General features: G+C 70.8%; 22 protein-coding genes and 1 pseudogene. 11 read left to right on the top strand and 12 right to left on the bottom strand.

Annotated elements, in window-relative coordinates; translation table 11 throughout:
* Nucleotides 1-4: 4 nt before the first annotated feature.
* The 4 genes from AB0L65_RS42035 to AB0L65_RS42020 all read right to left on the bottom strand — a co-directional run bounded on the left by AB0L65_RS42035 (nucleotide 5) and on the right by AB0L65_RS42020 (nucleotide 5,539).
* Nucleotides 5-835, bottom strand: a complete 831-nt coding sequence (locus AB0L65_RS42035) for a carbohydrate ABC transporter permease (RefSeq protein WP_364257846.1) — start codon at nucleotides 833-835, stop codon at nucleotides 5-7.
* Entirely contained in the window at nucleotides 832-1,749 is a 918-nt protein-coding gene (locus AB0L65_RS42030; protein ID WP_364257843.1) for a sugar ABC transporter permease, read from the bottom strand. The genes AB0L65_RS42035 and AB0L65_RS42030 overlap by 4 nt, the downstream gene beginning before the upstream one ends.
* Nucleotides 1,746-3,077, bottom strand: a complete 1,332-nt coding sequence (locus AB0L65_RS42025; protein WP_364257840.1) for an ABC transporter substrate-binding protein — start codon at nucleotides 3,075-3,077, stop codon at nucleotides 1,746-1,748. The genes AB0L65_RS42030 and AB0L65_RS42025 overlap by 4 nt, the downstream gene beginning before the upstream one ends.
* Nucleotides 3,078-3,193: 116 nt before the next feature.
* A complete protein-coding gene (locus AB0L65_RS42020) occupies nucleotides 3,194-5,539 on the bottom strand; it encodes a beta-galactosidase (protein WP_364257837.1) in 2,346 nt (781 codons plus the stop codon).
* A gap of 77 nt (nucleotides 5,540-5,616) precedes the next feature.
* Between AB0L65_RS42020 and AB0L65_RS42015 the strand changes: the two genes are divergently transcribed.
* Complete coding sequence (locus AB0L65_RS42015) at nucleotides 5,617-6,489, top strand: helix-turn-helix domain-containing protein (protein ID WP_364257834.1); 873 nt, start codon at nucleotides 5,617-5,619, stop codon at nucleotides 6,487-6,489.
* A 31-nt stretch (nucleotides 6,490-6,520) separates the two neighbouring features.
* Here AB0L65_RS42015 and AB0L65_RS42010 read toward each other — a convergent pair whose 3' ends face one another.
* Both AB0L65_RS42010 and AB0L65_RS42005 read right to left on the bottom strand, forming a co-directional pair.
* On the bottom strand, nucleotides 6,521-6,895 hold the full coding sequence (locus AB0L65_RS42010) for a hypothetical protein (protein ID WP_364257831.1): 375 nt from the start codon (nucleotides 6,893-6,895) through the stop codon (nucleotides 6,521-6,523).
* Nucleotides 6,896-6,911: 16 nt separating this feature from the next.
* Nucleotides 6,912-7,034 (bottom strand): annotated as a pseudogene (locus tag AB0L65_RS42005) (beta-galactosidase); the annotation flags it as partial.
* A 228-nt stretch (nucleotides 7,035-7,262) separates the two neighbouring features.
* Between AB0L65_RS42005 and AB0L65_RS42000 the strand changes: the two are divergent.
* Nucleotides 7,263-8,900: a glycosyl hydrolase 53 family protein gene (locus AB0L65_RS42000; protein ID WP_364257828.1), complete on the top strand. Its 1,638-nt coding sequence runs from the start codon at nucleotides 7,263-7,265 to the stop codon at nucleotides 8,898-8,900.
* Between the two features lie 135 nt (nucleotides 8,901-9,035).
* Here AB0L65_RS42000 and AB0L65_RS41995 read toward each other — a convergent pair whose 3' ends face one another.
* A complete protein-coding gene (locus AB0L65_RS41995) occupies nucleotides 9,036-9,968 on the bottom strand; it encodes a U32 family peptidase (protein ID WP_364257825.1) in 933 nt (310 codons plus the stop codon).
* 137 nt (nucleotides 9,969-10,105) lie between these two features.
* Between AB0L65_RS41995 and AB0L65_RS41990 the strand changes: the two genes are divergently transcribed.
* Entirely contained in the window at nucleotides 10,106-10,879 is a 774-nt protein-coding gene (locus tag AB0L65_RS41990; RefSeq protein WP_364257822.1) for an IclR family transcriptional regulator, read from the top strand.
* 221 nt (nucleotides 10,880-11,100) lie between these two features.
* Here AB0L65_RS41990 and AB0L65_RS41985 read toward each other — a convergent pair whose 3' ends face one another.
* The 3 genes from AB0L65_RS41985 to AB0L65_RS41975 all read right to left on the bottom strand — a co-directional run bounded on the left by AB0L65_RS41985 (nucleotide 11,101) and on the right by AB0L65_RS41975 (nucleotide 15,194).
* Entirely contained in the window at nucleotides 11,101-12,558 is a 1,458-nt protein-coding gene (locus AB0L65_RS41985; RefSeq protein WP_364257819.1) for an MDR family MFS transporter, read from the bottom strand.
* Nucleotides 12,559-13,135: 577 nt separating this feature from the next.
* A complete protein-coding gene (locus tag AB0L65_RS41980) occupies nucleotides 13,136-14,194 on the bottom strand; it encodes an ADP-ribosylglycohydrolase family protein (RefSeq protein ID WP_364257816.1) in 1,059 nt (352 codons plus the stop codon).
* Nucleotides 14,184-15,194, bottom strand: a complete 1,011-nt coding sequence (locus tag AB0L65_RS41975) for an ADP-ribosylglycohydrolase family protein (protein WP_364257813.1) — start codon at nucleotides 15,192-15,194, stop codon at nucleotides 14,184-14,186. The genes AB0L65_RS41980 and AB0L65_RS41975 overlap by 11 nt, the downstream gene beginning before the upstream one ends.
* A 183-nt stretch (nucleotides 15,195-15,377) precedes the next feature.
* Here AB0L65_RS41975 and AB0L65_RS41970 point away from each other — a divergent pair, with 183 nt between their 5' ends.
* The 4 genes from AB0L65_RS41970 to AB0L65_RS41955 are packed head-to-tail and all read left to right on the top strand — an operon-like array spanning nucleotide 15,378 to nucleotide 19,455.
* A complete protein-coding gene (locus AB0L65_RS41970; RefSeq protein ID WP_363975133.1) occupies nucleotides 15,378-16,388 on the top strand; it encodes a LacI family DNA-binding transcriptional regulator in 1,011 nt (336 codons plus the stop codon).
* Between the two features lie 21 nt (nucleotides 16,389-16,409).
* Nucleotides 16,410-17,762, top strand: coding sequence for an extracellular solute-binding protein (locus AB0L65_RS41965; protein ID WP_364257810.1), 1,353 nt, complete (start codon nucleotides 16,410-16,412; stop codon nucleotides 17,760-17,762).
* Nucleotides 17,759-18,643, top strand: a complete 885-nt coding sequence (locus tag AB0L65_RS41960) for a sugar ABC transporter permease (RefSeq protein ID WP_364257807.1) — start codon at nucleotides 17,759-17,761, stop codon at nucleotides 18,641-18,643. The genes AB0L65_RS41965 and AB0L65_RS41960 overlap by 4 nt, the downstream gene beginning before the upstream one ends.
* Nucleotides 18,640-19,455: a carbohydrate ABC transporter permease gene (locus AB0L65_RS41955; protein ID WP_364257804.1), complete on the top strand. Its 816-nt coding sequence runs from the start codon at nucleotides 18,640-18,642 to the stop codon at nucleotides 19,453-19,455. The genes AB0L65_RS41960 and AB0L65_RS41955 overlap by 4 nt, the downstream gene beginning before the upstream one ends.
* Here the strand turns inward: AB0L65_RS41955 and AB0L65_RS41950 are convergent.
* On the bottom strand, nucleotides 19,428-20,045 hold the full coding sequence (locus tag AB0L65_RS41950; RefSeq protein ID WP_350735659.1) for a TetR/AcrR family transcriptional regulator: 618 nt from the start codon (nucleotides 20,043-20,045) through the stop codon (nucleotides 19,428-19,430). The two genes, AB0L65_RS41955 and AB0L65_RS41950, sit on opposite strands and share 28 nt — an antisense overlap.
* Before the next feature lie 73 nt (nucleotides 20,046-20,118).
* On the opposite strand from AB0L65_RS41950, the gene AB0L65_RS41945 reads away from it, so the two are divergent.
* A complete protein-coding gene (locus tag AB0L65_RS41945; RefSeq protein ID WP_355199875.1) occupies nucleotides 20,119-20,535 on the top strand; it encodes a VOC family protein in 417 nt (138 codons plus the stop codon).
* Nucleotides 20,536-20,662: 127 nt separating this feature from the next.
* Here AB0L65_RS41945 and AB0L65_RS41940 read toward each other — a convergent pair whose 3' ends face one another.
* Entirely contained in the window at nucleotides 20,663-20,830 is a 168-nt protein-coding gene (locus AB0L65_RS41940; RefSeq protein WP_364257800.1) for a hypothetical protein, read from the bottom strand.
* A gap of 371 nt (nucleotides 20,831-21,201) precedes the next feature.
* On the opposite strand from AB0L65_RS41940, the gene AB0L65_RS41935 reads away from it, so the two are divergent.
* From AB0L65_RS41935 to AB0L65_RS41925, 3 genes are all read left to right on the top strand, one after another.
* A complete protein-coding gene (locus AB0L65_RS41935; protein ID WP_364257797.1) occupies nucleotides 21,202-22,257 on the top strand; it encodes a cellulose binding domain-containing protein in 1,056 nt (351 codons plus the stop codon).
* A gap of 76 nt (nucleotides 22,258-22,333) precedes the next feature.
* Entirely contained in the window at nucleotides 22,334-24,067 is a 1,734-nt protein-coding gene (locus AB0L65_RS41930) for an ABC transporter ATP-binding protein (RefSeq protein WP_364257794.1), read from the top strand.
* Nucleotides 24,064-25,821, top strand: a complete 1,758-nt coding sequence (locus AB0L65_RS41925) for an ABC transporter ATP-binding protein (protein ID WP_364257791.1) — start codon at nucleotides 24,064-24,066, stop codon at nucleotides 25,819-25,821. Before AB0L65_RS41930 ends, AB0L65_RS41925 begins: the two co-directional genes overlap by 4 nt.
* The last annotated feature ends 2 nt before the right edge of the window (nucleotides 25,822-25,823 follow it).

The following is a 25,823-nucleotide window of genomic DNA, read 5'->3' as shown; positions in this document are numbered from 1 at the left end:
TCTCCTAGGACTTGACGGCCCCCGCCGTCAGTCCGTCGAGCAGCTGCTTGCGCAGCAGCAGGAACATGATCAGGCTCGGGATGGCCGCCAGGACCGAGCCGGCGAGCACCATGTCGACCTGGCGGCTCTCGGCGCCGTAGAGCGCCTGGATGCCGAGGGGCAGGGTGTACTGGGCCGGGTCGGAGACCACGATGAGCGGCCAGAAGAAGCTGTTGTAGCTGTTCAGGAAGCTCCACACGGCCAGCGCGCCGAGCGCCGGGCGCAGCAGCGGGAGCACGATCCGCAGGAACAGGCCGAACTCGGAGGCCCCGTCGAGCCGGGCGGACTCCAGGATCGAGTCGGGCACCGACTGCTCGACGTACTGCCGCATCATGAAGATGCCGAACGCCGGGGCCAGCCAGGGCACGATCAGGGTGAAGTAGACGTTCGTGACCCCGGCCTTGATCAGCATGATGAACAGCGGCACCACGATCACCGCGAACGGCACCGCCAGTGAGCTGAACATCACGTTGAACAGGAACTTCTTGCCCGGAAAGCGGTACTTCGCGAAGGCGAACCCGGCCAGCGCGCAGACGAACACCGACACCGCCGTGGAGACCACCGCGACGACCGTGCTGGTCAGGAACCAGCCCCAGAACGGCTGGGTCTCCAGCAGCCGGGTGTAGTTCTCCCAGGTGAACGGGATCGGCAGCGGCTGCGGCGGATAGGCGAAGATGTCGCCGCGCGGCTTGAACGACGAGCTCAGCGCCCACAGCAGCGGCACCGCGAACAGCACCACCAGCATGGCCAGGAACACGTAGACGAGGCCGCGGCGGGACCGCGGGGCGGCCTTCATCGCTCCCTCCCCACGCCGTACACCGCGTTGGCGGCCCGCCCGAGCACGAAGACGAGCAGGAACATGACCACCCCGGCCGCCGCGGCGTAGCCGAGCTGCTGGCGGGTGAACGCCTCGCGGTAGATGAACATCGCCACCGACAACGTCGCCTCGCCGGGGCCGCCCTTGGTGAGCAGCATGGGTTCCTCCAGGATCTGCGCCGTGCCGACCAGCACCGTCACCGCGACGAACGCGGTGACCGGCTTGAGCATCGGCACGGTGACGCTGAAGAAGGTGCGCACCCGTCCGGCGCCGTCGATCTCGGCGGCCTCGTAGAAGTCGCGCGGGATGTTCTTCAGCCCGGCCAGGAAGAAGATCGTCAGGTAGCCGGTCCACCGCCACAGGACCAGCAGCATCACGCTGACCTTGGCCCAGCTCGGCTCGCCCAGCCAGTCGATGCCGCCCCAGCCGAAGAACCCGCGCAGGGCGGCGTTGAGCAGGCCGTACTCGCGGTCGTAGAGCAGGGTGAAGACCAGTGCGATGATGATCGGCGACAGCACCACCGGCATGAAGAACGTCAGCCGGAAGAAGTCCCGGCCCTTCAGCCCCCGGGTGTTGAGCGCCTGGGCGACCAGCAGCGCGGCCGGGACGACCACGCCCACCGAGAAGGCCACGTAGATCACGGTGTTGCCCACGGCGGTCCGGAAGCTGCCGTCCGACAGCAGCCGCTCGTAGTTGGCCAGACCGACCCACTGAGGCGTGCCGAGGCCCGCCCACTCGGTGAGGCTGAGGTAGCCGCCGATCCCGATCGGCACGACCAGGAACAGGCCGTACAGGACGTAGAACGGCAGGACGAAGACGTAGGGTGCGGCGCCGGGCCCCCGGAGGCGGGCGGTGAGCGGCCTCCGGGGCACACCGACCTCGGTCACGCTCATCCGCCGTTCTTCTTGTACGCGGCCGCCGCCTCCTTGATCGTCTGGGCGGCGGGTTTCTTGCCCTGGAGGGTCTCCAGCATCGGCCCGCCCAGCGCCTCGATCAGCGTGTTGAGCTTCTCGTTCTGGTAGAAGGTCGGGCTGTCGGCGGCGGCGGGGGTGTAGACGTCGAACACGCGCTGGCCGAGGTAGGCGTCCTCGGTGCTCAGCAGCTTCTGGTCCTTGTAGAGCGACTTGAGGGTGGGCAGGAAGCCGCCCATCTGGAAGCGGAGGAGCTGGCCCTCGGGGGTGAGGTAGGTCTGCTTCAGCAGCTCCAGCGCGGCGGCGGTGCCCGGCTTGTCCTTGAGGACGGCGAAGCCCGTGCCGCCCATGGCCGAGGCGAGGTGGCCGCCGCCCGCGAACTTCGGCAGGTTGCGGATCTTCCACTTGCCCTTCTGCTCGGGCACGTTCGCCTGGAGGCCGTAGACGTTGTACCAGTTGGGCATGACGGTCGCGATGAGCTTGCCGTTCTTCAGCGCCGCGGTGTTCGGGGCGCCGTACGGGTCGGGCAACGCGATCAGGAAGCCGCTCCGCACGCCCTTGGCCATGAACTCCAGCACTTCGACGGCCTCGGGCGAGTCGAGGACGAGGTTGCCGCCCTCGTCGTAGTAGCCGCCGCCCCGCTGGAGCAGGAGCTGGAGGAACTGGTTGGTGATGGAGGTGTTGTCGCCGGTGGAGACCATGCCGAGCGACTGGCCGGTCTTCTCGTGCAGCTTCGCACCGACCTCGGCGAGCTCCTCCCAGGTGGCGATGTCCGCGGGGATCTTGTTCTTCCCCCACTCGTCCTCCCGGTAGTACAGGACGCTGAGGCAGGTGTCGGACTCCAGTGCGTACAGGGTGCCGTCGATCGAGTAAGGGGCGGTGCGCAGCAGGTCGTCCTTGACCGGCGCGGCCAGGTCGTCCAGCGGGGCGAAGAGCTGCTTGCCGATGCCGCCGGACATGACGCGCGGGAAGACGCTGATCACGATGCCGATCATGTCGGGCGTCCCCCGGCCCGCCGCACCGGTCGAGATCATGCGGGTCACCAGCGCCTCACTGTCGGCGTTGGTGAACTTCATCGTGTAGTCGTACCGGCCGCCCGGGGCCTCCGTGAGGCGCTTGGCCTGCTCGGTGAAGGTCTTCACGTAGCCCGGGTCGTGCGTCCACAGGTTGAGCTCGACCTTGCCCGACGACACGGACGCCGAGCCGCTGCCGCTCTCACCGCCGCAGGCGGCGAGTACGCCCGCCGCCAGCAGGCCGCCACCGACCGCTCCGCTCCGACGTAGGAACACGCGACGCGATACGTCGGTCATCTGGAACTCCTTCGAGGATGGGGGATTCGCCTCAGGGGGCGTGTCGAGCAGCATGCTCGGCGGCCGGCGCCGGTGTCAACAAATCAGTACTACTATTTTCTGCATTGATACGATTTTTAGAGGTGCAAGATGACGCGGCCCACCCGCACGACCTCCACGGAGGCGACGGCGATGCCGTCGGGAACGTTCCGTACGGCCGGGTCGACCCACACGCCGGTGTCGCGGCGCCACGGCAGCAGTTCGAGCCGCACCCCCTGTCCGGCGACGTCGTCACGCCACGGCGTGAGGTCGATGTCCCAGGCGCGCCCGTGCCAGAAGTGGTCACTGACGAGCCGGTCGCCCACGTACGCGCGGCCGGCGTCGCCGGTCCAGGTCACCCGCAACAGCACGCGGTCGGCGCCGTCGAGCGCGGCACGCGGCACGTTCAGGCGCACGTGCGCCGCGCCGGAGTAGTCGGCCGGCGCGCTGAGCCGGTCCATCGGCCCGCCGCGCACCGGGTCGGGGGGCGCGGGGGCGTTCGGGTGCAGGCCGGCGGCGACCGTTCGGGTGCCTGCGCCGGAAACGTGCACCGACCAGGTGCGCCACAGCCCTTCTCCACGGGGGCCGTCGAGGTCGCCGCCGTCGGCCGTCAGCCCGGCGGGCGCGGGCAGCAGGGCCACGGTGCACCGCTCGGCCTCCGACTCGATCACCAGGGCGCCGTCGAGGGCGTACACCGGCGCGTCGGACAGCACGAGCCGCTCGCGGCCCGCGACCTCCAGCCGGTACAGGCGGTTCGCGCTCGCCTCGTCGAGGACGAGGACGCGCGCGCCGGGCAGGTCGACGACGCACTCCGTCCCGGGCTCGGCGACGTCCACCACTGTCGTGTCGCCGACGGACCGAGCCCCCTCGACCCGCACGTCGCCGTCGAGGACGAGCTCCACCGGCACGCCATCGGTGGCGCACAGGACGACCAGGTCGCCGTCCTCGTCGGTGATCCGGGTGACGAGTTGCGCGGTGGCGCTGCGCAGGACGAGCCCCGGGGCGAGCGGGTAGCGCAGCGGCCACACCAGGGACACCCCGGCGGGAAGGTCGAGCGGCCTGGTCGGAACGGTGACGTCGGCGTCCTCGAACGACACCCTGACCTGGACCTCCTTCTGCGCGTCGAGCGGCCGCTTGGGCGGCTGGTAGGTGGTCAGGAAGAGGTAGCCGCCGCGCCCGTCCGAACGGACGGCCCATCGCAGCTCGCCCGGGTCGTCGCTGCCGCCGCCGACGCTGACGCTCATCGGCGCGAGCCGGGCGCCCTCTCCGGCCAGCCAGAGGTGCAGGCGGCGCAGCAGGTGGTGGTGCGGGCGGATCTGGCCGTGCTCCCCGATCGGGGCGTAGAAGTCGTAGCTCAGGCTCGGCACGTCGTTGGGGTAGCCCGTGGCGTGGGACTCCTGCTCGGTGCCGTGCGGCCCGACCCGCTGGGTGCCGCCCGCGTACATGTAGTAGCCCTGCCAGATCGACCCGCTCCCGATCTTGGCCAGGGCGAGCGCGGCCACGTCCTGAGCCGTGACCAGCGGGCGCCGGTGGTAGGCGACGTGCATGCCGCCCCCGATCTCGCAGGTGGCGAAGGGGGTCGCGGCGTCGTCCTTGAGCGGGACCGCGGCGGGGTCGAGCACGATGCCGTCGAGCGCCTCGCGCAGGTCCGCGCCCACCGTCAGATCGTCGCGGACCCCGCTGTAGCGGAAGTGGTGGGCCGCGAACTCGGGCCACTCCGTCTGCGAGTCCTCCCAGAACCCGTCGGAGTAGGCGCTGTAGAGCGGGAGCAGCGTCTCGGGCACCAGGGCGCCGCCCCAGCCCGTCGCGGTCCACAGGGGCACCCGCAGTCCCAGGTCCTCGGCGATGCGCCTGAGCATGGCGAGATGTTGCGGCTGGTCGTACAGCTCGTTGTCCATCTGGGCGCCCACCACGGGCCCGCCCTCGGCGTGGGTGAGGCCGGCCAGTTGGCTGATCGTCTGGGCGTAGAGCGCGCGGACCAGCTCCAGGTAGGCGGGGTCGTTGGTGCGGGTCTTGAGCCCGCGTTCGACGAGCCAGTCCGGGAATCCGCCGCGGCGCGCCTCGCCGTGTGCCCACGGGCCCATCCGGACGACGACGTCCAGGCCGTGGCGTGCGGCGAGCTCGATGAACGCGCGCAGGTCGAGGTTGCCGTCCCACCGGAACCGGCCGGGCTCGGGCTCGTGCGCCTGCCAGAGCACGTACGTCGCCACCGTGTCCAGTCCGCCGGCGCGCGCGTGCCCGAGGACCTCGTTCCACCGCTCGCGCGGGATGCGGGAGTAGTGGATCTCCCCGGTCACCGGGAACCAGGGCCTGCCGCCGCGTTCGAGCCACCGGCTCGTGACCTCGATCCGGTCCGACGTCCTCGTGTCGTCTCCCAACGGGAGGTGTCCCCGGCGGGGCGGGGCCTGCGGAGAGACGCGCACGGTGCGGGCCTTGTCGTTCATTGTTCTCCTTCGAGAGGGGCGTGGGCGATCGTACGGCCGGTTGACCCGGCGAGCCGATGGGCGTTTCACTGCCTCATATGGACGAAACGACGCTGCCTGAGGGGTTCGCCGGCGGACGGATGCTGGTCGTCCCCCGGCCCATGGTGCGCAGGGCTCTCAGCCGGCCCGTGACGAACCGGCTCCTTGTCACCGATACCGGGATCTTTCTCCGCGCCGCACGGCATGGAGCGGCCCGGCCCGGCGGCGCCGGACAGCACATCCTGCTGGTCTGCACCGACGGTTCGGGATGGGTCGAGATGGGTGATGGACGTTTCGCCGTTCAGCGGGGCGACGCGGTCCTCCTGCCCGCCGGGATGGCCCACGAGTACGGGGCCTCGGACACCGACCCCTGGACCCTGTGGTGGTTCCACGCCGTGGGCGCCGACGCCGCCGACCTCGTCAGCGCCGGGCTGGCGGCGGCCGGCGGGATCGTCACGCATCTCCGGGATCCCGCACCCGTCGCCAGTCTCATCTCCCAGGTGATCGACGGCCTGGACGCCGGGACCACGGGCGGCCTCGTACGGGCCGCCGGCGCGGCGTGGAACGCGCTCGCCCAGGTCGTCGCCACCGGCCGCCGTCCCCTCGGAACCTCGCTCAGCCCGGTCGAACGCGCCGTCGAGCACCTGCGCGCGACCACGCCCCAGCGCACCTCCGTGGACTCGCTGGCGGCGATGGTCGGGCTGAGCACGTCCCAGCTCGGCGCCCTCTTCCGGGAGCAGCTCGGGGTCTCTCCGCTGAAGTACCAGACGCAGCTCCGGATGGCGCGCGCACGCGAGCTGCTGGACCACTCCGGCCTCGCGGTCAAGGCCGTCGCCCGCGAGGCCGGGTACGACGACGCCCTGTACTTCTCCCGGAAGTTCGCGAGCGTCCACGGGCTCGCGCCTACCGCGTACCGGAACCGCGCACGCTGAGCCCGCGCCACTCCGCGTCGTCCGGTCTACCTCACGACGACTCGGCTCTCCCACGGGCCCAGCCGCAGCGTGCCGCCGTCCTCGGCGGCCTCCGGCACCTGGCTCCCAACCGTGGTTGGCGACGAACCACAGCCGGCCGCCGCCGGGCCAGATCGGCCTTCCACGAGGCGACGCAGGCGCCGTAGTCGCGTGACCAGTCCGGGCCGAGGCCCGCCATCTCCTCGGCGGGAGGTTCGGGCAGCCGCAGAGCGTTCTGGAGCGGCAGGTAGATGTTCACCGCGGTGACGTCCATCCGCTGCGCCGTGGCGCGCAGGTCGGTGTTGCGACCGCCGTCGCCGCCGATGAGGTCGTGCGTCACGTGCTCCCGGCACCGCTGGACGACGTGCGGATTGGCGATCTGGTGCACGCCGATTCTCGTTGTCCACCTGGAAACCGATCACCCCTGGGTGGCGGCCGAACTCCTCCCCCATCCGGCGCAGGATCCGCTCGGCGTGGAACCGGAACGCGGGGTGCGTGAAGTCGACGTTCTGGCGGGCCCCGTACGCGCTGGTGCGCCTCGTCGATCACCCGGCTCAGCGCGGCGAAGCCGATCTCCCCGTCCCGGGGTTCGCACGTGGCCTCCTTGCTTCCCGACCTCGGCGAGGTCCGGCCGACGGTGGCGACCATGCCTTTAACAAGCATACTTTTGTATTGAAAAATATTATTAATCAGTTGACACTCCTGAAACACGACAGCCACACTGGGCCCCCACCCCCCGTTCCGAAGGAGCCCTGATGCCCATGGCCAGTTGGAGCGTTCGCGCAGGCCTGGCGGCCGGACTGGTCCTCAGCCTGCTCGGGCCCGTGGCGCCGGCCGTCGCCCAGGCGGCGCCCTCCCCCGAGATCCGCAACTCCGGCTTCGAGACCCCTCCCACCGGGCCGGCCGAGTTACCGGGCTGGCGCGCGGCGGGCACCCGCGGCGCGGCGACGATCGCCGGGCCCGCCCGGACCGGCGCGTTCGCGTTGCAGCACAACGGCACGCGGGCGTACACGGTCACCACCACCCAGGCCGTGCGCGTGCCCGACGGGCACTACACCCTCACCGCCTACGCCCAGAGCGGCGGCGGGCAGCGCGCCAATTACCTGTTCGCCGAGCCGGCCGGTGGACGCCAGGCCCGCACCGCGGTGCCGGTGTCGTCCGCCTGGACGGTCGTCACCGTCCGCGGCGTCGAGGTCCGGCACGGCAGGCTCACCATCGGCCTGCGCACCGAGGCTCCCCAGGGCGGCTGGACCCGGCTCGACGACGTGCGGCTGACCGCCGGAGCGCCGTACGACTTCCTCGCCGGCGGCGACATCACGATGCTCAACTGGGTGGAGGACAGCGGCGGCAGGTACTACGACGAGCGGGGCCGCCGCGAGGACCCGCTGAAGATCATGGCGGAGAACGGGACGGACATCGTCCGCCTTCGCCTCTACAACGACACCGGCCCCGATCACCCGCGGGTCGGGTATCCCGGTCATTATCTACCCGAGGGCTACCAGGACGAGGAGGACATCCTCGACCTCGCCCGGCGCGCCACCCGGTACGGGATGCGAATCCAGCTGACGTTCCACTACAGCGACTACTGGACGAACGGCGAGATCCAGGACATCCCCAAGGACTGGCGCGACGTCACGGACCTGCTCCGCGAACAGGCCGTGGACAAGCTGGAGAGCCACGTCTACGACTACACCAGGTACGTCCTCCAGCGCATGGCCGCCCAGGGGACGCCGCCGGCCTTCGTCTCACTCGGCAACGAGATGCAGGGCGGGCTGCTCTTCCCCTACGGCTACTCCTACACCGCCGACGGGGCGCCGGCGCTGGCCCGGTTCCTCAAGGCCGGCTACCGGGCCACCAAGGAGGTGTCGCCGGACACACAGGTCATCATCCACATCACCGATGCCGGCGACTACGACGAGTACCGCTGGTTCTTCGGCCTGCTCAACCGGCTCGGCGTCCCGTACGACCTCATCGGCTCGTCCTACTACCCGTTCTGGACCCGCCGTGACATCCCCACCGTCGTCCGGTTCTTCGACGCCATCAGCCGGGAGTTCAACAAGAAGATCATGGTGATGGAGACCGGCATCAACTGGAACCCGGTCACCCACGAAGGCCTCGAAGGCCAGCTCCACGACAACGGCCCCGTGCCCTACGGGGAGACTCCCGCCGGGCAGCGCGACTTCCTTTATGAGCTGTTCGCCGCGCTCAAGAGCGTGCCCGACGGCGCCGTGATCGGCGATCTCTACTGGGACCCGGTCATGATCCCGGCGCCCGGGGTCGGCTGGGAGGTCGGCGAGCCGAACTTCGTCAGCAACACGACCCTGTTCGACTTCACCGGCAAGGCGCTGCCCGCGCTGGACGCGTACCGATACAACGTCGACGGCGGGCGCTGAACCGATCCGGGTGGGGCGCAATCTGCCAGGTCCGCCCCACCCGGCATCAACCGCTGACCGGCAGGGCCCGCCCGACGCGACCCCGCCCGACGTGACCCCGCCCGACGTGACCTGGCCGACGCGACCCGCCCGACGTCAGCCGGTGACCGGTAGGGCCAGTCCGGCAGCGCCGGCGACGGAGCACACGGCCTCGGAACCGGCCCGCGCCAGCAGGTCCAGCCCCAGCCTGGCGCGACGAACCCGCTCCATCGACAGCGCCACCGACGTGGACTCCAGGTGGCTGCCCGACGGGTAGATGTCCGGGGCGTTGCGCAGACCGAACTTCGCGTACACCGGCGCCGCCAGCTCCACCAGCCGGGGCAGCTCGTAGTGTCGGACGAACCCGCCCAGGTTGTCCGGCGACTCGACGTAGATGTCCAGCGGCTGAGTGATCGCACCGCGGATGGCTCGGATCTGCGCGAGGGTCAGGTCGGTCGGCAGATTGAGCGTGTCCGCGCCGAGCCCGGCGATCACCTTGGCGGTGGCCGGGTTCGCGATCGGGAGCATCACCGAAATCTTGGCCTGCATCTCCGCGGGCAGCTCCCCGCTCTCACGCAGCCGGCCGAACACCGAGAGCACACCCACGTCGGCGATCAGAACGCTGCGCACGCCCAGTTCGGCCGCCCGGCGGATCTCGTCCACCACCGCGACCAGCTGGTCCTGCCCGCGCACCGCCGGCGCCAGGCCACCTCCGGCGGGCGCGCGGCTCATCGCGGAGGTGTCCCAGCCGGCACACGGCCGGGCGAACAACGACAGCTCCACCCCGGCGTCGGCGGCCATGCCGACCATGTCGGTGATCTCGCCGTCCGTGAGCAGGCCCACCCCGCTGCCCTGCGAGACCCGGGTGACCGGGACGTCCAGCCGTTGCGCCTCGCGCAGGACGGCGGCGAGGCTGGCCGGCCCCTCCACGCTGGGGATCTCGACGCGGTATTGGGCCCCGTCGGGGAACCGCCCGGGAGACGGCGGAGGCGTGGACCCGTCGTCAGCGGGCAGCCCAAGACGGACGAGCAGCTCATGAGTGGTGGACATCGCGCTCCCAGTCCCGTATTGTTCGAAATCTCGAACAAGGTTCGGTATATCGACATGCGGAGGCTAACGATTCCGGCTCGCGGTCGTCAATGCCGGCCGATGGACATGCCACGCCTCCCGACCAGCAGGAGACAGCGATGGCCCGAACGGTTCCGGCGGTCAACCGAGCGCTCGACATCCTCGAGCTGTTCCTCGCCGAGGGTGAGCTGGCCGCCTCCGACATCACCGCCCGTCTCGGCCTGCCCAGGACCACCGTCCACGAGCTGGTCAACACCCTGGTCAACCGCGGCTACCTGGTCGCCGAGCCGAGCGCCCCGATCCGCTACCAGCTGGGCATGAGGCTCTTCGAGCTGGGCGGGCTCTTCGCCGACCGCCTCGACCTGGCCAGGCAGGCTCAGCACGCGGCCACCGAGGTGGCCGCCGCCTGCGACGAGAGCGTGCACGTCGCGATACTGGACGGAGCCGAGGTGGTGTACATCGCCAAGGTGGACAGCACCCATTCGGTACGGATGGTCTCCGCGGTCGGCCGCCGGCTCCCGGCGCACTGCACCGCGGTCGGGAAGATGCTGCTGTCCACCCTGACCCCGGAGGCACTCGATGCCCGCTACCCGCACGACCGGCCCCTCCAGTCGATGACCCCGAACAGCATCACCACGCCCGCCGGGCTCCGCACACAACTGGCCGAGATCCGGCAGGCAGGCGTGGCCTACGACAACTGCGAGTCCAACGAAGCGGTCGCCTGCGTCGCCGTCGGCGTACTCGATCACACTGACCGCATGGTGGCCGCGATGAGCGTCTCGGTGCCCACCGTCCGCTGGACCGACGAGCGCCGAGAACAGTGGACCGACCTCGTCCGCACCGGCGCCGCCACCCTCTCCCACCGCCTCGGCCACCACGCCCACCACCGCTGATGACCCGTGGACGGCACTACTCTCTCGGCACGGAGCAGCCGGTGACGATCGGCCGGGCACACCGACCCGCCTCTCAAAGGGCGGCGCCGGAGTCGAGGACACGCCACCTGCACCCCCGGAGCACTTAACCCGACCCTGTGCCGGGCCGGGTTAAGTGCTCATCGTACGTCGGTCGCGTTCAGGCGCCGCCTGACCAGGTCATGCCGAGCCGGGTTGCGGCTTCATCGACCGGCTTCCTCCAGCTCGACGGCGTGTTCCGCCCGGGCGGGAAGGAGCAGGGCGGTGATGACCACGGCCACGGACAGCACCGCGCCGAGGATGAACGCCAGTCGCATGCCGTCGAGGTTGGCGAGCGCCTCGGCGACCCCCTCGGCCTTCAGGGCGTCGGCGCGTGCGCTCATCACGGTGATCACGAGCGCGGTGCCGAGGGCCGCCGAGACCTGCTGGAGCGTGCTCAGGATCGAGCTGCCGTGGGAGTAGAGGTGCGGGGGAACCGCGCCGAGCCCGAGGGTGAACACCGGGGTGAAGGTCGCGGCCAGGCTCACCATCAGCAGCGCGTGCAGGCCGAGGATCTGCCAGTACGGCATGGTCATCGTGACCTGGGTGAAGCCGGCCAGCGAGAGCATGATGCCGATCGCGCCGGGGATGACCAGCACCCGGCCGCCGAACTGGTCGAACAGGCGGCCGACGGTCGGACCAAGCAGGCCCATCGCCAGGCCGCCCGGCATCACGAGGAGCCCGGTCTCCAGGGCGCTGAGCCCGCGGACGCTCTGCAGGTAGAGCGGCAGCAGGATCATCGAGCCGAGCATCGCCATGAAGGACACCGACATCAGGATCAGCGCGACGGTGTAGGTGCGGTGGCGCAGGGTGCGCAGGTCCATCAGCGGCACGTCGCGCTTCTGCAACGACAACTGGCGGAAGACGAAGACGGCGACGGTGACCAGCCCGGCCGCCACGATCCCGGCGGCAAGCCGGACGTCACCGCCCTCGAACCGGCTGAGCCCGTAGACCAGGCCGCCGAATCCGGCCGCCGCGGTCACCACGCTGAACCAGTCGATGGTGCTGAACTGGGGCTCGCCGATGTTCTTGAGCCGCTTCAGGCCGCTCCAGGCGATCAGGGCGGCGATGGGGAACACCACGGCGAACAGCAGGCGCCAGGACCCGAACTGCAGGATCACGCCCGAGATCGCGGGGCCCATCGCGGGCGCGACCGAGATGGCCAGGGTGACGTTGCCCATGACCTTGCCCCGATCTTCCTCGGGCACCACCTGCATCAGCGTGGTCATCAGCAGCGGCATCATCACGGCCGTCCCGGACGCCTGGACGATGCGCGCGCCCAGCAGCACCTCGAACGTCGGCGCGACGGCGGCCAGCGCCGTGCCGATCAAGAACAACGCCATCGCCACCGTGTAGGCGCTGCGGGTGGACACCCGCTGCAGGAACCAGCCGGTGATCGGGATGACCGCGGCCATGGTCAGCATGAAGGCGGTCGAGAGCCACTGCGCGGTCTGCTCGGTGATGTGCAGCGCGTCCATCAACCGCGGGATCGCATTGATCATGATCGTCTCATTGAGGATGACCACGAACGTGGCGAGCACAAGCAGCCGGATCACGGCCGGGGTGCGGCCTGAACCGGCGGCCGCGGACTTGGCGGGTGAGTCGAGCTGTGGGCTGGGCACGGTACCTCTATCAGAATTGTCGGAAATGGTGTCGTCACGGCCGGCATTCCAGCCTTGGGTCTCACGAGTAGTCGTGGTCATACACAGACTGACCTACACCACCGACAAAACTCATCGCCCTCGTCCAACATTCCGGCACGTGATGCGAAATGTCACCCACTTTTAACCCGGGTCCCGTGTCGTCCCATGACCTGCGGCGAACGCCGTACGCCACGTCGATCTCGGCGCCGAAGCCGAGGCGCGGTCGGCCTGCCGCCGTCAGGACGACGAGGGGGAAGTTCCCGCCCCTCGTCGTCCTGACGGCGGTCTGCGGCCGGACTGCGCGCCATGCCGACAACGGTGCTCATGTCGGGCGTCATGGGCCAGGCCTCATCGCCCCATGGTCCGAGCGCTGCGGGCCGAGCCCTGCGGGCCGAGCGCTGCGGACCGAGCCCTGCAGACCGAGCCATGCAGACCGAGCCCGGCGGGCCAACGCGGACAGCCCTGCCGTGGCAGCTCGTCCCGGGGCCGTACTGCTCCGGGGCGTCTTGGCAGCCGCCGCCCTTATGAGCAGCCGGACGACGACCGCCCGTTCGTCTCAGCCGGGCCTGCGGCCGTCCGACTCGGACGCGGCCAGCAGGCGACCCGCAAGGGCCGTGAGGCTGAGCCCCTTCAGGTCGGGGACCAGGACGCCCGCGATCTCATCCACATGCCGCCGCCAGGCGTCCGGGACGGCGGCGGCCCCCGACGCCGCGCCGCACAGCGCGCCCACCATGGCCGGCATGCTGTCGGACTGCCGGGCCACCAGCGCGGCCGAGCCGAGGGCCGTGGCGAGGTCGCCGTCGGCCAGCTCGGCCAGGACGAAGGCCGTGGGCAGGGTCTCGGCGGCCACTCCCCCATGGCTGTACACGGCCGGGCTGAGCCGCTCGACCAGGCCGGGGACGGCCTCGAAGGCCGTACGCGCCGACTCGCGGACGCGGGCCGCCGTGGCGAGGTTGCGGGCGGTCCAGCTGTTCTCGGGGAAGGCGCCCTCCGCCTCCCGCAGCGCGTCGCGGAGGGAGGCGCCGCCGACCAGCGACGCGATGGCGACGGCCATCGCCTGAGCGGCCCAGACCCCGTCCTCGGCGTGGGTGATCTCGGCATAGCGTCGCGCGACCTCGGCGGCCCCGGCCGGGTCGCCGGCGTAGTAGAGGCCGATCGACACTCCGGCGGGCACGGCGCTGTCGGAGTAGTGCATCGGGTTGTCGTTGCCGGTGGCGGGCGGCGTCAGGCCCCTGGCGCTGTTGATGATCGCGGAGCGTTCGGCGACGCCGGTCCAGACGTCGGACGACATCCGCCTGCGCCATTCGGCGAAGAGCGCGGCCGCGTCGTGGCCCGGTGCCTCGAGGAGCACCAGCGCAGCCATGGCCGCGGTCTCGGCGTCGTCCGTGGGGGACAGCGGGATGTCGTCCCCGATGCCGAGGGTGAACGGCAGCAACGGGCGCGAGACCCGCTGCTCGTCCAGCGCGGCCGAGAGCCGCCAACCGGCGGCCCGCGCCCAGGCCGAGCCGGCCCTGCGGTGGAACTGGGCGGGAAGGCCCGCGGCGTCGCCGGCGGCCAGCCCCAGCAGGGCGCCGGCCGCACGGTTGTCCCGCGTGGCGGTGGCGTCAACGCCCATCGACGGCCACCTCCCTGAGCGGCGAGCTCTGTCGGCCGGCGTCGTGCAGGCGGTCGGCCAGTTCGACGAGGTCCGTGCCGGCGGTGGCGGTGATGCATCGTCCGCTCACGCGTGCCACCTGGGCCCGCCACCGTTCGGGGATGGCCTGGGCGCCGTGCAGGGCGCCCGCCATGGCGCCGGCGATGGCGGCGATGGTGTCGGAGTCGCGGCCGATGTTGACCCCCGCCAGCACCACCTGGGTGAAGTCCCCCCGGTGGGCGGCGAACAGGCCGAAGGCCAGCGCGACCGCCTCCGGGGCGGCATCGGCCCAGGGGTAGTGGAAGAGCGGGATCTCCGCGTACAGCGCTTCCTCCGCGGCGGCGGGTGAGCCCGCCGCCGCGGCCACGTCGAGCGCCCGGCCCACCAGCCGCGCCGACCAGGAGTCCCGTGGCAGCGCGCGCACCCCCGCGTCGATCACGTCGCGGTGGTCGTGCGCGGTCATCGCGACGGCGACGGCCGCGGCGACCGCCTGGGCGCCGAAGACGCCGTCGCGGGCGTGGCTGACCGAGGCGTCGACGGCCGCGATCCTGGCGGCCTCGTCGGGGTCGCCCATGCAGAGGATGCCGACGGGAGCGATCCGCATCGCGGCGCCGTCGCTCCACATCTCGTAGCTGTCGCTACCGCTCTGCGGCGGTCGCAGCCCCGAACGCAGATTGGCGAGGGCGACCATCTCGCTGAAGCCGGCGCCGTGGAAGCCGCCCCGCTGCGCCGCGACCGCGTCCAGCCAGACGTCGGCCACGTCGTCGGCGGTGATGCTCCTGCCGTGGGCGAGCAGGCCCCGGGCGCAGAGGACCGCGTACTCGGTGTCGTCGGTGCCGGCCGCGTCCTCGGTGAGGAAGTCGATGACCCTGCCGTAGCGTGCGCGGATCTCAGCAGGTGTCATGCCTTCGGTGGGTGCGCCGAGGGCATCGCCGACCGCGAGGCCGAGCAGCGCGCCTCGGCACCGGTCCAGAGTGGTCACTCGCTCTCCAGAGTCGCATCGTTTTGCATGATGCCGCACACGCTAGCAGCGCACGCTCCCCCACGAACAGCGAGCTGCCTGGGATGACTTCTGGAAACAGGATCGTTACGCTGACCCCTTGACCGGAGCCGGGGCCGCACTCCATGCTACGACCCAAATCGATTTGCATTTTGTGGGAGCGAGATGAAGGAAGCAGGCCGGCGCCCGGACATCGCCGCCGTCGCCGCGGCCGCCGGAGTCAGCGTGACGACCGTGTCGCACGTGCTGAGCGGCCGCAGACCGGTCAGCGCCCGTACCCGGGCCAAGGTGGAGGCGGTCATCGAAGAGCTCGGCTACCGGCCGAACCCCTCGGCCCGCAGCCTGCGCACGGACCGCAGCGAGTCGATCGCGCTGATCGTCCCCGATCTGACCAACCCGTTCTATCCGCTGGTCGCGGCGGGGCTGCAGGACGTGCTGATGTCGAGCGGCTACCTGCTGTCCGTCACCGACGCGGCGCTGCCCAGCCGGGCCCTGCCCGAGGTCGTACGGCACGTGCTGGCCCGCCGGGTCGACGGCATCGTGCTGGCCACCTACGGCGCCACCGACCAGGACATCGACAAGATCGCGAAGTCCGGCACCAAGCTCGTACGGCTGGGCGGCCGTTTCCGCGCCGAGTTCGGCGACATCGTCAGGGCCGACGACACCAGCGGCGTGCACGACATCGTCAGCCACCTGATCGACCGGGGATACCAGCGCATCGCGTTCCTCAACGGCGAGCCGCACGCGCACCCGAGCCAGATCAGGCTCGAGGGCTACGAGCGGGCGCTGCGCGAGGCCGGCCGGCCGATCCTGCCCGAGTTGATCCATTCGGGCACGTTCACCCGGGCGGGCGGCGTGGAGGGGGCCAAAGTCCTGCTCTCCCGCTCGCCCCGCCCCGACGCCCTGGTCTGCGCCAACGACCTCATCGCCGTCGGAGCGCTCGACGTGACCAGGCAGCTCGGTCTGTCCGTCCCCGGCGACGTGGCCGTCACCGGCTACGACGACATCGAGGCCGCCTCCCTCATCACCCCCGCCCTGACCACAGTGCTCAACCCGGCCCGCGAGATCGGCAGGACCTGCGCACGTCTTCTGCTCGACCGGCTGGCCGGCGAGTACGACGACACGGCCCGCGAGATCGTCCTCGCTCACCGGCTCATCGTCCGCGACTCGTCATAGCCGTCCGTAAGGAGAACCACCTTGTCCGTCAACCTCGCCCGCCGTGACTTCCTCAAGCTGAGCGGCACCACCGTGGCCGCCGGTCTGGCGCTCGCCGCGTGCGGCAGCTCGTCCTCCGGCTCCGGCAGCAACAGCGTCACCTACTGGGCCGCCTTCGCCACCCCCGACAGCGAGAAGTACTTCCGCCAGAACCTCGTCGACGCCTTCAACAAGAGCGCCAAGGACGTCCGCGTCAAGATGGACGTCAAGCAGCTCATGACGCTGGGCAACCTGACCAACACCGCGGTGGCGGCGGGCAAGGGCCCCGACGTCGTCTACGCCGACGGCCCCTCGGCCGCCCTGTCCTTCGCCAAGAGCGCCAAGACCGTGACGCTCGACGAGTACGCCACGAAGTACGGCTGGCAGGACAAACTGCTGCCCTGGGCGTACGAAGTCAGCAAGATCGACGGCAAGCTCCACTCCGTGCCCGCCGGCTACGGCTCGCTGGTGCTCTACTACAACCCCGACACCTTCGCCCAGCACGGCTGGAAGGTGCCGACCACGCTGGCCGAGTTCGAGACCGTGTGCGCCGCCGCCAAGAGCGCGGGCCTGATCCCCGTCGGGGCGGGCAACAGCGGCTACAAGGCGCAGAGTGAGTGGTACCTGACCTGCGTGCTCAACGCCGCCGCCGGCCCGAAGGCCATCCACGAGGCGCTCACCGGCGCCCGCAAGTGGGACGACAAGGTCTTCGTCGACGCCATCACCCTGTTCAAGGCGCAGATCGACAAGGGCTGGTGGGGCGGCGGGGCCGACCGCTACTTCACCAACACCGACACCGACATGTTCACCGGCCTCGCCAGCGGCAAGGTCGCGATGTACATGACGGGAACGTGGAGCTTCGACTCGGCCGGCACGTTCTTCACCGGCGGCAAGAAGTGGGACTGGGCGCCGCTGCCCTCGCTCGGTGACGGCGTGCCCGCCGGGGTCTATCCGCTGGCGATCGGCACCACGCTGTCGATCAACGCGCGTTCGGAGAACCCGGCGGGGGCGGCCGAGTTCATCGACTACCTCATCGCCGATCCCAAGCGCATGCTCGATTTCCTCGCCACGACCGGCACCAACCCCCCGCCGCTCAAGGTCTCCGCCGACGCTTACCCGGCCGGCATGGACGAGCGGGTCGCGCGGCTGTACAAGGCCATCCCGGAGACCACGAACCTGGGCTACGCGAGCTGGAGCTTCGTCCCGCCGAAGACGGACACCTATCTCTACACGGAGTTCGACAAGGTCATCACGGGTGCGATGTCGCCCGCCGACTTCTGCGCCGGACTGCAGAAGACCTTCGCCGCAGAGCTCGCGGCGGGCGCGGTGGCCAAGCCGTTCGCCCCCGAGTCGTGAGCGCGCCCCGTGCCCGCGCCCGGCTGACGGCCTGGCTGTTCATCGCTCCGCTGCTGCTCGTGAACCTGCTCGTCGTCGCCGGGCCCGGCCTGATGTCGGTGTACTACTCCTTCACGGACTGGGACGGCCTCGACGAGGCGCACTTCGTCGGGCTCGCCAACTACGCGACGCTGTTCGGCAGCCCCGACTTCCGCGGGGCCCTGCTGCACAACCTGCTCTGGACGGCCTTCTTCCTGGTCGTGCCGATGTCGATGGGGCTGCTCGGCGCCTTCCTGCTGTCCCGGATCCAGCGCGGCCAACTGCTGTTCCGGCTGCTCTACTTCATCCCGTACGTGATCGCGACCGTCGTCTCGGCCGCCATCTGGCGGCAGATCCTCAGCCCGACCAGCGGCCTGGCACCCGCCCTCGGCAGCCTGGGCCTCCCCTGGCTCAACGACGTGAACTTCCTGGGTGACGGGCGGATCGCGCTCGGCGCGGTGGCCTTCATCAACAACTGGCAGTGGTGGGGCTTCCTGGTCGTGATCTTCCTGGCGGCCATGCAGTCGATCGAGCCGTCGCTCTACGAGGCGGCGAGGATGGACGGCGCCGGCAGCTGGCGCGAGTTCTGGCACATCACGCTGCCGTCGATCCGCCCGACCTTCATGTTCCTGTCGCTGATGACCGTCATCTGGTCGTTCCTCGTCTTCGACTACATCTACATCCTGACCCAGGGAGGTCCCGCCGGCTCGACCGACGTGCTCAGCACCGTGATGTACCGCGCCGCGTTCAGCGAGCAGCAGGCCGGCTACGCCTCGGCGATCGGCGTCATCCTGGCCCTGATCAGCGCGGTCACCGTCGGCGGTTACCTCTACCTGCGCCGCCGCCTGAGGTGGGAGATATGACCCGGCGCCCGTTCGCCTACCTGATCCTGACCGTCCTGGCCGTCTACGCCCTCGGCCCGATGCTGGTCTTCGTCCTGGCCTCGCTGAAGACTCCGAGCGAGATCAGCGCCAACCCCCTGGGCCTTCCCGGCGAGTTCCGCTGGGAGAACTTCGCGACGGCCTGGACCGACGCGAACATGGGCGCGGGCCTGGTCAACAGCGCGATCATCGCCGTGTCGACCGCGGCGGGGGTCTGCGTCATCTCCGGCTGCGCCGCCTACGCGCTCGGCCGGCTCGACCTGCCCAAACCCGGTCTGTTCATCCTCTATCTGCTGGTCGCCAGCTCGCTGCCCATCCAGCTGTTCCTGGTGCCGCTGCTGTCCCTGTGGACGAAGATCGGGCTGTACGACAGCAGGTTCGGGCTGATCGTCATCTACTGGGCCATCTACAGTCCGTTCGCCACGTTGCTGATCCGTTCGTTCCTGCTCGCCGTCCCCAGGGAGTACGAAGCGGCGGCGCGTCTCGACGGCGCGGGAGAGGTGCGGCTGTTCACCCGGATCGTCTTCCCGCTGATCTGGCCGGGCGTCCTCACCGCGGGCCTGATCGCGGGGCTGCAGGCGTACAACGAGTTCCTGCTGGCCGTGACGTTCATCCAGGACAGCGAGAAACTGCCGGCCTCCCTGTCGCTCTACTCCTTCCAGCAGGGCTTCTCCCCCGACTGGGCGCTCGTCAGCGCGGCCGGTCTGATCATGGCCCTGCCGCCTCTGGTGCTGTTCCTGTCTCTGCAGCGCCGCTTCGTCGAGGGTTACACCTCCTCGGGGATGTCGGGCTGAGCGTGCCGTAGCGCCTCCAGCAGCCGTGCGAGGGCGGCCTGGGTGGCCGGCAGGTCCGCGGGGTCGTCCGAGCCGGCCAGCCACAGCGCCGCCTCGTTCATCGCGCCGGACAGCAGGTGGGTCAGCGGCGCGACCGGCTGGGGCGCGATCGTGCCCTCCTTGATCAGGTCGGTGAGCGCTTCGGCCAGGTGGCGGGCCGAGGCGGCCTCGTCCATCGCGCGCCATTCGGTCCAGCCGAGCACGGCGGGGCCGTCGACGAGCATGATCCGCTGAACGCCCGGGGCCGTGCTGGCCGTCAGGAACGCCTGGCAGCCGACGGTCAGCCGGGTCCAGAGGTCGTCGTGGACGTCGGCGGTCCGCGCCACCGTCTCGGCCACCTCCTGCTGCACCTGCTCCAGGACGGCCCTGAACAACTCGGCCTTGCTCTCGAAGAGATGGTAGAGCGCGCCCTTGGTCACCCCGGCCTCGGCGACGATCTCCGACAGGCTCACCGCGCCGTAGCCCCGGTCCGCGAACAGGCGCCTGCTCTCCCGCAGCAGGGCCTGCCTGGTCTGCTCCCGCTGCTGCGCCCGGACGCCGTGCGTCTTCATGCTTCCTCCCTTGACATACCGATGGTACGTCAAATACACATTCACGTACCGATGGTATGCGAAAGAGGTTCGTATGAAACTGACCAGCTTCTATCCCGTGATCTGCACCGCCCGGCTTCAGGAGTCCCGCGACTTCTACACCGGGCTCCTGGGGTTCGAGACGACGTTCGAGGCCGACTGGTACGTCAGCCTGCGGCGCCCCGGGACACCGTCCTATGAGCTCGCGCTGCTCGACCACACCCACCCGACGCTGCCCGAGGCGTATCGCGCCCCGGTCCGCGGGCTGCTGCTCAACTTCGAGGTGGCGGACGTGGACGCCGAATGGGAACGGCTCGTCGTCGGCGCGGGGCTGACCGCCGAGCTGGCGCTGCGCAGCGAGGACTTCGGGCAGCGGCACTTCATCGTGGCCGATCCCAACGGGGTCCTCATCGACGTCATCACCCCGATCGAGCCCTCGGCTGAGTACGCCGGGCAGTACGCCGGCTCATGACGCCCGGCCGGCGAAACGGGTGGTCAGGTGACGGTGCAGGTGAGTGCCGGGGTGGCGGCGGTGCCGCCGGGCAGCCGGACGGTCGCGTTGAACGCGGCAGAGCGGCCGTTGGCCTGCACGGTCACAGTCAGCGTGGTGCCGTTGCGGGTGCCGGTGACGCTGGTGGCAGCGGGCCGCAGGCGGCCGCGCCCGCGTTCGGTGAGACGAGGTGGACGAGGACCGCCGCGGCGACGAGCACGGCCGCCGCGAGCGCGGCGAACGTCGGTCTGCGGGCCGTTCGGAGGGATGTGCCCAAGGTGAACTCCTCATGCCTTCCGGGGACGCCGCTCTGACGACGGCCAGTGTGGAAGGCCTTCCGAAACGTGTCAATAGCGATCCGAAATATTTCGGCCACTTGACCAGGCCCTCCGAGCTTCGTACGGATCACTTCGAGGGCCTCGTTCAGGCCGGATACCCGAAACGTTTCACGGGCTGGTGGCGTGAAATTTTCATCCTCCGTCCGGGGCGGGCCGCGCCGCGCGACCAGGGAAGACGGCGGGCGACAGGACGGGATCGGCGGAGCGGCGCATTGACGGGTCCACGCCCGGCGGGGTTCGCTCCACGTGGAAGGGGCCGACCGTTCAGGGACCGCGGTCTCTGTTAGCGCTCACAGAAACGGAGACATCCATGGTGAGGATGACGCGCCTGCTGAGCGGCCTGGTCGCCGTGCTGGCGCTGCTCGCGGCCACGGTGTACGCAACGGTGCACTCAACGGCGGCCGGCGCGGAGTCGAACGGCGGCGTACGGGTGATGCCGCTCGGCGACTCGATCACCGACGGGTTCAACGTGCCAGGGGGTTACCGCGTCGACCTGTGGCAGAAGCTCGTGGCCGCCGGCTACCGGGTCGACTTCGTCGGATCCCAGTTCAACGGTCCCTCGAACCTGGGCGACCACGACCACGAAGGCCACTCCGGATGGCGGATCGACCAGATCGACGCCAACATCGTGACCTGGCTGCGCACCTACCAGCCGCGTACGATCCTGCTGCACATCGGCACCAACGACATGGTCCAGAACCCGACCGGCGCCTCCTCCAGGCTGGCCACGCTCATCGATCGCATCACCGGCACCGCGCCCGACGCCGAGGTGTTCGTGGCGACGATCATCCCCCTCAACGGCGCCGACCCGACCGTCAGGGGCTTCAACTCGGCGATCCCCGGCATCGTGCAGTCCAGGGCCGCAGCCGGCAAACACGTTCACCTGGTGGACATGTACAGCGCCCTGACCACCGCGGACCTGGCCGACGGCGTCCACCCCAACGCCGGCGGCTACAGCAAGATGGCGACCGTCTGGTACAGTGCCCTGCGCTCGGTCCCCGGTAGCCTGGAGGGAACCCCGACCCCCACGCCGACCCCGACGCCCACGCCTCCCGGGCAGGGCGGCGCCTGCACCGCGACCTACCGGACGGTCAACACCTGGAGCGGCGGCTTCCAGGCGGAGGTGACCGTACGCAACAACGGATCGGCACCGCTGAACGGGTGGACCGTGGGCATGACCCTGGCCGCCGGGCAGGCCGTCACCAACCTGTGGGGCGGCGTCAACACCGGCACCAGCGGCGCGATCAGCGTCCGCAACGCCTCCTACAACGGCACCCTCGCAGGCGGCGGCACCACGACGTTCGGCTACGTCGCCGGCGGCAACGGCGCGAACACGCCCACCGGCATCGGCTGCTCCAGCCCCTGAGCGATCCCCGCGCCGGCCGCACAGTGCGGCCGGCGCTGATCAATCTTGAGGCCGGGACGTCGATAGGGTGCTGTTTGTGGCCTTATCCCCCAAACGCCGGTTCCTGGGCTTCCTCCTGCTGGCCGGCCGGCCGTGGCTGGCGGCCCTTTCCCTCCTCGAACTGTTCCTCCTGGTGGAGCCGACCGCCGTGGCCCTGGTGACCGGCGAGCTGGTGGGCCGCCTGGCACAGGGCGTCGCCACCGGCGCGGCCGGGCAGGTCGGCATCGTGGCGCCGCTGGCGCTGCTCGGCGCGCTGCTGGTCACCGGCAACGTGCTCCGCTCGATGAGCCGGCCGCTGGCCGAACGGGTGGGGCAGCGGATCGACGCGGCGGTCCGCGAGGAGCTGACCTCCCGCGTGCTGGCGCTGCCGACCCTGGACCGGGTGGAGGACGTCGCCGTCCAGAACGAGCTGACCACCATGCGCTCGCCGCTGCTGACCTGGTCCGACGAGGGCATCGGCGCCGGGGCGGTGGCCCGGTTCCGGACCGGGCTGACCATGGCCGGGCTGGTCACGGCGATGCTGGTGCTCTCCTCCGTGGTGTGGTGGTGGGGCCCGGCGACGGTCGCGGCGGCGCTGCTGCTGGGTCGTTTCCGAGCGAGCATGTGGCGGGAGTTCTTCAAGGTGGTGTCGGGCACCATGCCGGCCGCGCTGCGCGGCCGCGCGTGGGCCGCGATGATGTCGGACAGCCGGGACGCCAAGGAGGTGCGGATCTTCGGGCTGACCGGCTGGCTGGAGAGACACGCGGACGAGAACATCGCCGACGCCGCGCGGCGGGTCGTCGAGTCGAGGGTGGCCCTGCTGCGGCGCGAGATGGCGGTCTTCCTCGGGTGGGCGGCGACCGCGTCGCTGGTGTACGTGGCGGTGGCCACCTCCGGTGAGGTGTCGGTCGGCCGGATCGCCGCGACGATCGGCGCGGTCTCCGCCATGTTCGTCATCTCCATGTCGAGCCAGGGCGAGGACATGGACGAGGTCGCGATGCCCGCCGTGGAGGCGGTCACCCGGATCCGCGCGCTCGCGCCCGATCTGGAGCCGCCGCCCACACCGGACGGCGCCGGACAGATCGCCCTTCAGGACGTGGACTTCGGGTACGGGGAGGTCCACGTGCTGAAAGGCGTGACGTTAACGCTCACACCCGGTGAGGTGATCGCGGTAGTCGGCGTGAACGGGGCCGGGAAGACGACTCTCGCCAAGCTCCTCACCGGCCAGTACCTCCCGCGCGGCGGCACCGTGGTCACCGAGCCCACGGCGTACGCGGTGTACCAGGACTTCAACCGGTACGAGCTGAGCGCGTACGAGAACATCAGGATCGCCGCGCCGGAGGCGACGCGCGAGCAGGTCGAGGCGGCGGCCGCCGCGGTCGGCGCGACCGGGCTGATCGAGAGGCTGCCCAGGGGCTGGGAGACGGTGCTCTCGCCCAAGTACGCCGACGGCGGCGACCTGTCCGGCGGCCAGTGGCAGAAGCTGGCGCTCGCCCGGGCGGCGCTGGCGGCCGCCTGCGGGGCGCGGCTGCTCGTGCTGGACGAGCCCACCGCCAACCTGGACATCGAGGCCGAGCTGGAGGCCTTCGACCGCATCCGCCAGGTGCGCGGACAGGCGAGCGTCGTCCTGATCTCGCACCGGTTCTCCACCGTGCGCAAGGCGGACCGGATCGTCGTGCTGTCCGGCGGGCGGATCACCGAGGACGGCACCCACGACGAGCTGCTCACCGCCGACGGTGAGTACGCGCGGATGTTCCACCTCCAGGCCCGGCAGTTCAAGGAGAGCGCATGAGGTTCGCCGAGATCCGTACCCTGCTGGGCGAGTGCCTGCGCCACCGGCCGGGGCGCACCTGGCTGCTGCTCGTCCTGACCCCGCTGGGCGCGATCACCCCCGCGCTGACCGCCCTCGGCCTGCAGTGGATCGTGGACGGCGCCCTCACCGGGTCCCGGCCGCTCATCGTCGGCGGGGCGATCTGCGCGGCGACGGCGGGCGCGTTCGTCCTGGCCGGCGGTCGCGTCATCCAGGTGCAGGCCGGCCTGGTGGGCAGCGAGGTCGGCACCGTACTGGACAAGCGGATCATGCGGTGGTGCGCGACCCTGCCGACCACCGCGCACCTGGAGGACACCGAGTCGCTGCGCCGGATCGAGCAGATCCGCGGGCTCGGCCCGCGCACCGTCACCACCGGGCTGGCCGGCCTGAGCGTCGTGCAGAGCGGGCTCTGGCTGGTCATCACCACGATCCTGCTGGCCAGGGTGCATCCCGTGCTGCTCGCGCTGCCGCTGTTCGCGGTGCCGTCGATCCTGCTCACCCGGACCACCTCGCGCCGGACCGAGGCGGCCAGGGCGGAGACCGCCGAGCGCAACCGGGCCGAACAGCACCTCTTCACGATGATCACCGAGGCGAACTCCGCCAAGGAGCTCCGGCTCGGCGCCTCCGGCGCGCACGCCGCCGCGATCGCGCGCCGCCTGCGCGAGGAGCGGACCGCGATCCTGTGGCGGGCCACGCTCGCCGTCGGCGGTCTCACCCTGCTCGGCTCGCTCGTCTTCGTGGCGGCCTTCATCGGGGCGCTGTTCCTCACCGTTCAGCTGGCCCTGTCCGGCACGGTCAGTCCCGGCGCGCTGCTGCTGGTGGCCACGCTCGGCGGCCAGATCAGGGGCCAGCTCGACCTGCTCACCCACGCGCTCACCCTCGCCGCCCGCGGCCTGACCATGGCCGGCCACTACCTCTGGCTGCGCGACCTGCACACGGCGAGCACCAGCGGCACGCTCGCCCCGCCCGACCGGCTGCGCGACGGCATCACCCTGTCCGGCGTGGACTTCTCCTACGGCAGGCCGCCCGTGCTGCGCGGCATCGACCTGCGGCTCCCCGCCGGGGCCACGGTGGCGCTGGTCGGCGACCACGGCAGCGGGAAGACGACGCTGGTCAAGCTGCTGTGCGGGTTCTACCGGCCGACCGGCGGCACCATCACTGTGGACGGGACACCCCTCGCCGACCTGGATCCCGCAGCCTGGCGGGACCGCGTGACCTCGGCCTTCCAGGACTTCAGCCGCTTCCCGTTCCTGGCCCGCGAGGCCGTCGGCGTGGGCGACCTGCCCAGGATGCACGACATCGCGCGGGCCGCAGAGAAGGGCGGCGCCGCCCAGGTCTTCGCCCGCCTGCCGGAGGGCGGGGAGACCCGGCTCGGCAAGGCCCTCGGCGACGGCGTCGAGCTGTCCGGCGGCCAGTGGCAGAAGGTCGCCCTGTCACGGGCGTTCATGCGGTCGACGCCGCTGCTCGCCGTACTCGACGAGCCGACGGCCGCACTGGACGCGGCCAGCGAGTACGAGGTCTACCAGCGGTACGCGGAGGCGGCCCAGGAGTGGCAGCACGCCACCGGCGGGATCACCCTGCTGGTCTCGCACCGGTTCGCCACCATCCGGATGGCCGACCTGATCGTCGTGCTCGACGGCGGCCGCATCACCGAGTGCGGCACGCACGCCGAGCTCATCGAACTCTCAGGCCGGTATGCCCGCCTGTACGACCTCCAGGCCTCCGCCTACCAGTGATC

The sequence above is a fragment of the Nonomuraea sp. NPDC052116 genome, assembly GCF_040680035.1.
Taxonomy (GTDB): domain Bacteria; phylum Actinomycetota; class Actinomycetes; order Streptosporangiales; family Streptosporangiaceae; genus Nonomuraea; species Nonomuraea angiospora_A.
The sequence above is the reverse complement of the archived record's forward strand: the minus strand, read 5'-3'. Positions and strand labels throughout refer to the sequence as shown.